5 protein-coding genes are annotated in these 8903 nt (G+C 41.9%); all 5 read left to right on the plus strand.

The genetic code is table 11. The features are described from left to right. The first annotated feature begins 268 nt into the window (after nt 1-268). Nucleotides 269-3043: a 2-oxoglutarate dehydrogenase E1 component gene (locus tag I7X29_RS09435; protein ID WP_198474264.1), complete on the plus strand. Its 2775-nt coding sequence runs from the start codon at nt 269-271 to the stop codon at nt 3041-3043. Between the two features lie 124 nt (nt 3044-3167). After that, on the plus strand, nt 3168-3728 hold the full coding sequence (locus I7X29_RS09440) for a TonB-dependent receptor (protein WP_198474266.1): 561 nt from the start codon (nt 3168-3170) through the stop codon (nt 3726-3728). A gap of 400 nt (nt 3729-4128) precedes the next feature. Continuing rightward, complete coding sequence (locus tag I7X29_RS09445) at nt 4129-5085, plus strand: DUF4299 domain-containing protein (protein WP_198474268.1); 957 nt, start codon at nt 4129-4131, stop codon at nt 5083-5085. 29 nt (nt 5086-5114) lie between these two features. After that, the gene (gene odhB / locus I7X29_RS09450; protein ID WP_009414363.1) at nt 5115-6386 is read left to right on the plus strand and encodes a 2-oxoglutarate dehydrogenase complex dihydrolipoyllysine-residue succinyltransferase; all 1272 of its coding nucleotides are present in this window, start codon (nt 5115-5117) and stop codon (nt 6384-6386) included. A 381-nt stretch (nt 6387-6767) separates the two neighbouring features. Next, a partial coding sequence (locus I7X29_RS09455; RefSeq protein WP_198474270.1) for a DUF7619 domain-containing protein occupies nt 6768-8903 on the plus strand: 2136 nt, incomplete at its 3' end.

The following is an 8903-nucleotide window of genomic DNA, read 5'->3' on the forward strand; positions in this document are numbered from 1 at the left end:
AGACTCTCCAAGATTATCTGAGTCTCCCCCGCTAGTGCAAGCTTGTAGCCCACAACTCCCACAGCTCCCACAATTCCCACAGTTCCCATTATCCCTCCCCTAACGCAAGCTTGTAGCTCGTGCTCCCCTCATTTTGCTCCCACTATACTTGAAAATCAAATATTTATAAAAATCTTATTTTTTTTAACACAAATCCCCTTGCTAATTCAAAACAAAATACTACCTTTGCCTATTATTAACGAAAGTCAAACGAAACAATTGCTATTTTATGGATAAGTATTCTTTCTTGAATGCCGCAAGTACGGCCTTTTTCGGTGATTTATACGATAAATATTTAGAAAACCCCGATGCAGTAGAACCCAGTTGGCGCGCTTTCTTCCAAGGTTTTGATTTTGCTCAAGAGCAATATGGCACTTCCGTTGAAGAAGCTATACCCGCAATGGCACAACAAGTAGTGAGTGACGAAAACCCCGCCTTGATCAATAAGGTCAAAAAAGAATTCGCCGTTCTCAACCTAATCAACGATTATCGTACTTACGGACACTTATTCGCTCAAATCAACCCGCTACGCCCTCGTGAGCCTTATACCCCTACCTTGGCTATCGAAAACTACGGACTCGCATCCGCCGATTTAAATACCTCTTTCGATGCCGCTCGCGAAATAGGCTTAGCCCCCGCACCTCTCAGCACTATCGTCGAAAAACTCCAAACTACCTATTGTAAATCTATAGGAGTGGAGTTTCAACACATTCGCAATACCGAAGAACGCAACTGGTTTGTCAAACGATTACAACAAAACCATAATACTCCTCACTTTTCTAAAGAAGAAAAACTCCAAATCCTCCAAAAACTCAACGAAGCGGCTTCTTTTGAGAACTTCCTACATACAAAATATGTAGGTCAAAAACGTTTCTCATTAGAAGGTAATGATACCCTTGTAGCGGGTCTCGATTTTATGATCGAAGCAGCTGCCGAACAAAGCGTAAAACACGTCGTACTCGGTATGGCACACCGCGGTCGATTGAATGTATTAGCTAATATATTCCACAAAAATCCACAAGATATCTTCTCCGAGTTCGATGGTAAAGATTACGAAATGGACGATTGGTTCGATGGCGACGTGAAATACCACTTGGGTATTACCACCCAGCGCAACACCCGCACTGGCAAAACGGTAGATATGAACTTGGTGCCTAACCCCTCACACCTCGAAGCTGTAAATGCACTCGTCGGAGGGATTACCCGCGCTAAACAAGACCGCTATTGTCAAGGAAATATCCGTCAAGCCTTGCCTATACTCATTCACGGTGATGCAGCCGTTGCAGGTCAAGGTATAGTATACGAAACTGTTCAAATGTGCGGCTTGCGTGGCTTTACTAATGGTGGTACTGTGCATATCGTGGTCAACAACCAAGTTGGTTTTACTGCTAATTTTTCCGATTCACGTTCTTCCCTCTACTGCACCGATATTGCAAAAATGAACGAATCACCTGTGCTTCACGTCAATGCCGATGATGCCGAAGCCGTTGTACATACTTTCCTCTTAGCAATTGATTACCGCCAAACCTTTGGCAAAGATGTGTATATCAATCTCTTTGGCTATCGCAAATACGGTCATAATGAGGGCGACGAACCCCGATTCTCTCAACCGATAATGTATAAAACTATTGGAAAACACGATAATTCTTTCCATATATACGCACAAAAACTGATAGGGGAGGGGATTACCCAACAAGCGTATGTTACCGAAATAGAAAATGCTTACAAAGCATATCTCGATACTTGCCTCGAAGCCTCTCGAAAAGAACCGATTACAATATTAAAACCTTTTATGCAAACCGAATGGCAGGGCTTTGAAATAGCCTCTCCTCAGGAAATGCTACAAAAGGTAAATACAACTATCTCTAAAGAAAAACTTGACCAGATAGCTGCCGTACTTACCGAATTACCCGCCGATAAACCTTTTATTAATAAGGTGAAGAAAATTATCGCCGACCGTAAAGAAGCGTATGCTAATAACCATATCGATTGGGGAATGGCGGAACTCTTAGCTTATGGATCGCTCCTCACCGAAGGTTTCGATGTGCGCATCACTGGCGAAGACGTACAACGCGGTACTTTCTCACATCGCCACGCCGTACTCAAAACTGAAGATACTGAAGAAGAAGTATGTTTCTTAAAAGACTTAAAAACTAAACAATTAGCAACAGGTAATTTCCATATCTATAACTCCTTGTTATCCGAATATGGAGTCTTAGGCTATGAGTATGGTTATGCAATGGCAAGTCCGCGCACACTCACTATATGGGAAGCACAGTTCGGCGACTTCTCCAATGGTGCTCAAATAATGATCGACCAGTATATTTCTTGTGGTGAAGGCAAATGGAAAACCCAAGACGGCTTAGTGATGTTACTCCCTCACGGTTTCGAAGGCCAGGGAGCCGAGCACTCCTCAGCGCGCATAGAACGCTATTTACAACTCTGTGCCGAAAACAATATGTATGTAACCAATTGTACCACCCCAGCCAACTTTTTCCACCTCTTGCGCCGACAGATGAAAACCAACTTCCGCAAGCCCTTGATAGTGTTCACACCTAAGAGCTTGTTGCGTCACCCACAAGTGATTTCAACGGTAGACGATTTAGCTGCAGGACATTTCCAAGAAGTGCTCGACGACCCTATCGCCAATGCTGAAAAGGTAAAACGCGTGGTTTTTTGTTCCGGCCGTTATTACTACGACCTTTATGCCGAGCGTGAAAAACTCGGTAGAGACGATGTAGCCTTGGTACGTATTGAGCAGTTGTTCCCATTGCCTGTTGAGCAGCTTAAAGCTATCATAGCCAAATACACTCACGCCACCGATTTCGTATGGGCGCAAGAAGAACCAAAAAATATGGGCGCTTATGGCTATATGCTAATGAATTTTGATTTGGTAAAATGGCGTTATGTAGGCACACCTGCTTATGCAGCCCCCGCCTCTGGTAGTCACACCCGCGACCGCAAACGTCACAACCAAGCCATTGCCGCCGTATTTATTCCGTAGGGGCGAATGGCAATTCGTCCTAATGGCAATTCGCCCTAATGCAATTCGCCCTAATGCAATTCGCCCTAATGCAATTCGCCCTAATGCAATTCGCCCTCACAAATAGAGCTTTTTGAACGTCAATATGAAAGCAATCATTACATTACTATTGTTGATAACCACTTATGCACTATCAGCGCAAAAAACAGTAGCCAAAATTGTGTCACGAGAGCAAAATTCGCCATTGCTCGTGGTGAATGGTGTTCTGATAGATGACGACAAGGTAGGTACTATCTTTTTAAATGCAATTGAGCCTAATGATATTGAGAATATCAATGTACTTAAAAGCATATTTAAAGATCCTTCTGCTATTGTTTTATGTAGCAGTAAAGCCGAAAAAGGAGTGGTTATCATTACTTTGAAGAAAAGCAAAGATACTTCTAAGAAAGCTAACCTATCAAGAATAGAAGTTCCTAACAAAGATTTTCCTCTGGTTGTTGTCAATGATGTAGAGTTTTCAGATCCTGAAGTAGGAAAGCTTTTTATGAACAATGTCAGCCCTAAAAGAGTAGAGAGTATCGTAGTACTAAAAGACAAAAAAGCTACTGAAAAATACAGTGAGAAAGCTAAAAATGGAGTGATTTTAGTTACTCTAAAAGGTAATCCTGAAAAGTTGGATATACCTCTAATAGAGAAAACTCCATAAAATAGCCCCCCTCAGTATGAGCTACAGCCTCGTGCCACGAGTTTGCAAACTCTAAATTAACCTCAATGAAAACAATTATTACATTCTTGTGTTTATTTATCATCGGAACTGTATCAGCACAGCGAAAGTCTATTGCAGCTTTACTTGTATTAGATAGTATTCCCCTTGTAGAGCCTCAACTAAGAGTGCTTACTTTATAATATATTCACAAAATAATTCACCGTCAGGTGAAAATTCGTGAGATAATGTAAAGTAAAGAATTTTTTACAGTCCTTATTTCGTGAAAATTCGTGAAATTCGTGGGAGATTTAAAACATTTTGCTGATTATTTAATAATTACTTACGTCGAACTCACGTTAAATTAGCACCTAACCCCTAACACCTGTTACCTATAAAAAAAATGAGCCGAACTTTTTACATTAAAAATACACAAGCACCTGAGGAAATGACTCCTCAGCAATTGCTCAACCTCCAGCGTGACGGATTTGTACAATACTCTATTGCTGATAACGACGAGCATTACTCCCAAGTGATGAATGCACCGCTTAGTGATTGGGGCTATATGCTGATGGGACAAGAAGGCATTAGTGGTCGCGGTTTTGAAGTCTCTTACGACACCGAAACCCAAGACTACGGTGTGCGCGTATTTACTCCCAGTACCGAAGCCGATTGGTTAGGTGCGTACGAGTTTATTGGCAAAGTAGCCACCGCATTGGGTAGCAAAGTAGTTGATGAAGAAGGAGAAGTTTATGAACCCAATGCCATTACGTACAATTATAGAAACGATATTAAATTTGGCATCAAATGTTATGAAGGTGAAAAAGGAGGATCTTATCTGTTCGGTGTCTATCGTCCTATATGTTTGTCAGACGAAATGATAAAACGGTTATTAGCCGCCGAAGATAAGGTAAAAGCCTTTAGTCAGCTCATAGAAAAACAACTATATGAACATCCTGATGCATATATAGCACGTCAGCAGTTTTTTAGAAATGATAAAGGAGAGGTGATGGGAGCTTATGCTCTTACAGAGGGTGTTCCTACTATTTTGCCTTATGAATATCCGCCTTTTGTAGATTTTACCCAAGTAAACCTCAGTCAAGGCGATGTAAAGTTGTGGCGCATTAGTTTGGTAGTTATCAGCGGCGATGAAAACGACCCCGATGCTTATGAGGTACTCGACGGACTTGATTATAAAACCTTTTTAGAGCGATTGCCTCAAAACAAAATACAAAAACTCGATGGTCACTATATGCTTATAACACTCAATCGACAAGAACTCGAAACTCTCTTGCAAAATGATAAACAAGAACGCAAAGGATTCTTAGCAAAATTGAAAAACTTTTTAACGACGAAATAACTAATACCTAACACCTAAAACTAAACGATATGTTGGAAATGAAAGTCCCTTCACCTGGGGAATCTATCACCGAAGTAGAAATAGCCCGTTGGCTTGTAAAGACCGGGGATTACGTAACTAAAGACCAAGCTGTTGCCGAAGTAGATTCCGATAAGGCAACCCTTGAACTTCCCGCTGAAGCTAGCGGAATTATTACATTGCAAGCCGAAGAAGGCGAAGCCGTAAAAGTAGGACAAGTGGTATGCTTGATTGATACTGAAGCAAAAGCTCCAGCAGCTCCTTCATTAGCAGTCCCTTCATCATCGCAACCAGTGAAACAAGAGGCTCCCGCACCTCCCGCTGTTCCCACCACACCAGCTTGTCCCCCTTCGGGGGAACGGAGGCAATCAGAATCTCCCACCGCACCAGCTTCTCCCACTTCAGGAGATCGAGGACTATCACCGGCCGCTCGCAAGATATTAGCAGAACGCGAGATTCCTGCATCAACAGTAGTAGGTACAGGCAAAGGCGGTCGTATCACCAAAAACGACGCTCTTAAAGCCTCTAAGCCATCAATGGGAACCCCCACAGGTGGTGTGCGTCGTGAAACACGTGCTAAGATGAGTATGTTGCGCCGTAAAGTAGCCGAACGTTTAGTGAGTGCTAAAAACGAAACCGCTATGCTCACTACTTTCAATGAGGTTGATATGACGGCTATTTATCAGTTGCGCGCCGAATATAAGGACGCTTTCAAAGAACGTCACAACGTGAGTCTCGGTTTTATGTCGTTCTTCACTTTGGCAGTAGTACGCGCCCTCAAACTCTTCCCCGATGTCAATTCAATGATTGATGGTCAAGATAAAGTTACTTACGATTTCTGCGACATCTCTATCGCCGTATCAGGCCCCAAAGGATTGATGGTGCCCGTCATTCGCAACGCCGAAAACCTCTCCTTCCGCGGTGTTGAAGCCGAGGTAAAACGCTTAGCAACCCGTGCTCGTGATGGACAAATTACGGTAGATGAGATGACCGGAGGTACTTTCACCATTACCAATGGAGGTGTCTTCGGATCAATGTTGTCTACTCCTATTATAAATCCACCGCAATCAGGCATTTTGGGTATGCACAACATCGTCGATCGCCCTATAGTGCGCAATGGTCAAATAGTAATTGCCCCCGTGATGTATGTCGCCCTTTCTTACGACCACCGTATCATCGACGGACGTGAATCAGTAGGATTTTTAGTAGCAGTAAAAGAAGCTCTTGAAAATCCCATCGAGCTCCTAATGAACGGCAACCCAAAACAAGCCCTTGAACTCTAAGAGCTAAGAAGTAAGAGGTAAGAGCTAAGAGGTAAGAGTTTCCCCAAACTTTTACCTCACAGCTCCCATAACTCTCACAGTTCCCACCGCTCCCACCGCTCCATTATCGCCCGTGCGGCTCGCACCTCTCGCACCTCTCGCACCTCTCACAGCTCCCACCCCTCTCACCACCTCCCACCACCTCCCACCACCTTTTTCCGGCTTGTCCCCCTTCGGGGGGTTGGGGGCATCCCAAAAGCGTTAATTTTCTGTTAAATTTCTTACTACCTATTTCTGTATAAAAATAATATTGTATTTTTGCACTTCAAAGGATAAGTGTGTCTAATAATACACACATTTTTCTAGTAATTAGCATTTTTAAGAAATACATTCATTCACATTATGAAAAAGTTTATACTATTACAATGTTTCTTTTTAGTTGCTATAGGTAGCACTACAGCACAGCAATTCAAAATACGTTATAAAAACACTGTCAAAGGAGATATGATAGTGGTAGGTAATACTGTATTAGGTACCACTAAAACAGGTAACTTTGATGATTTAACCAAAGTGAATGGATCGGTAGACCAAGTTTTTGTCGATATTGATAACGACCCTAATACTTTCAATTCTAGCTCCGCAAATGTCAAAGACCCTAACCCAGGAAGTACCTGCGAACGCAAGGTAAAAAAAGCTTTCCTCTATTGGGCAGCAAGTAGTTGGGGATGGTATGGAGGTAAAAATAAAGTCGATAGAAATAAGTTCAACCAAGTAAAATTTAAGATAGGTTCAGCTAATTACCAAGACATCATAGGAACAAAAATCTTAGATTCTAATGATGCCTATATATATGTAGCCGATGTTACCGATAAACTCATTGGTGTAGCAGGTACTTACACCGTCGCTAATATACAAGCCGTTACGGGTAGAAGCACAGGCTATGCCGGCGGTTGGACACTCTTTATAGTTTATGAAGATCTATCTAAACCAGCGCGTAACATCACCTTGTTCGATGGTTGGGAAGAAATATCTAACACCACTAAAGAAATAAAAATTGATGGCTTTACAACTGTCCCTACAGGTCCCGTAAAAGCCAAAATCGCCTTTGCTGCTTTAGAGGGCGATGTTGCTTATTATGGCGATGGACTCCGAATAAAAACTAATAAAACATCTCATTTAGGTGTATACCTTCACCCCCCAGGACGTGAATATGCATCAGGAAGAGGTGAAAACTTCTTCAAAAGTTTTATCACCGATGAAAATGGTGAAAATTTTGACCGTAACCCTAAATCCAGAAACCTACTGGGTATCGATGTAGGTATTTTTGATCTCCCCAATGCAGGAAATAATATCTTAGGAAATAATACCTCTTCAGCAAGCCTCTTCGCTAGTACAAATGGTGACGTCTACTATCCTTTTATGTTCGCCTTCAGCGTAGAGGTAATACAACCTCACATCGCTCTCGAAAAACGCGTGTACGATGCAGCTAATAATGATGTTACCAATGCTACCAATATAGCCTTTGGCGCTTCTCTCCGTTATAAAATACGCTTCAGAAATACCGGGAATGATGATGCTAAAGATTTGGTAATCACCGATATACTCCCTAAAAGTTTACAAAATAATGTAAGCGGTATTAGTGTACCTTCAGGCGTGTCTCCTTCAACTTACAACCCCAATACCCGTGAAATAAAATTTACGGTAGATAAAAGTTTAGTGAAAAGAGGTAGTGCTTGGCAAGAAATATCTTTCGGCGTACAAGTTGCTAATAATTGTAACGATTGGCGTGACCCTTGTGCTAATGAGGTGGAAAACAGCGCTTTCGCTACCTATAACGGCGTCGAAAACCCTGTTAATGGTGGTATTAAAACCTACAGTTTCCCTCTAGCAGGCTCTTGTGGTGCTGCTTCTGAAGCCCCTACAATTTTTACCGTTGCAACTGATTTTAGTAAATGTGCCTATAAAGAAACCATTACCCTTTGTCAAGCCAATGCTGTACTTACAGCTGCCGATGGCTTTGATAACTATAAATGGGAAAAAACCGAAGGAGCAAACAAAGGACAAAAAGGAACCGATCGTTCTCTTACCGTTTCAGAAGCTGGTACTTATAAAGTGACCAAAACCAAAGCTGGTTGTGCTACTATGTACGAAATCTACGAGGTAAAACCTAATACTGCCGAAGCTGATCACCCCATTCATAAGATGATTGAAAATAAACAGATCAATGGGGAATTATATATTTGTCCAGATACAGGTCAGTATTATCCTCAAGTGTATTTGTGTGGTGCTAATGCTTCTGTGAATTTAAAAGTAAATGTTTCTAATGCTACAAACTTTGTATGGCAGAAAAAAGGCAACTGTAATGCTAAAGAAGCGCAGCGCTTTAAAGAATGCCCTCCAAGCCTTGAATCCTATAATTGTACTTGGGCAAATGTGCATACTAACAACGGCACTACCACCCAATATACATTTAATCAAGAAGGTGACTATCGTTTAGTAGTAACTTATAGCAATGGAGGTGGTAATTGTGTAGTGTAT

It is taken from the genome of Capnocytophaga periodontitidis (assembly GCF_016126015.1).
Classification (GTDB): Bacteria; Bacteroidota; Bacteroidia; order Flavobacteriales; family Flavobacteriaceae; genus Capnocytophaga; species Capnocytophaga periodontitidis.

Coding starts and splice junctions, on each gene's coding strand:
- I7X29_RS09435 (WP_198474264.1), top strand. CDS start 269: ATGGATAAGTATTCTTTCTTGAATGCCGCAAGTACGGCCTTTTTCGGT.
- I7X29_RS09440 (WP_198474266.1), top strand. CDS start 3,168: ATGAAAGCAATCATTACATTACTATTGTTGATAACCACTTATGCACTA.
- I7X29_RS09445 (WP_198474268.1), top strand. CDS start 4,129: ATGAGCCGAACTTTTTACATTAAAAATACACAAGCACCTGAGGAAATG.
- odhB (WP_009414363.1), top strand. CDS start 5,115: ATGTTGGAAATGAAAGTCCCTTCACCTGGGGAATCTATCACCGAAGTA.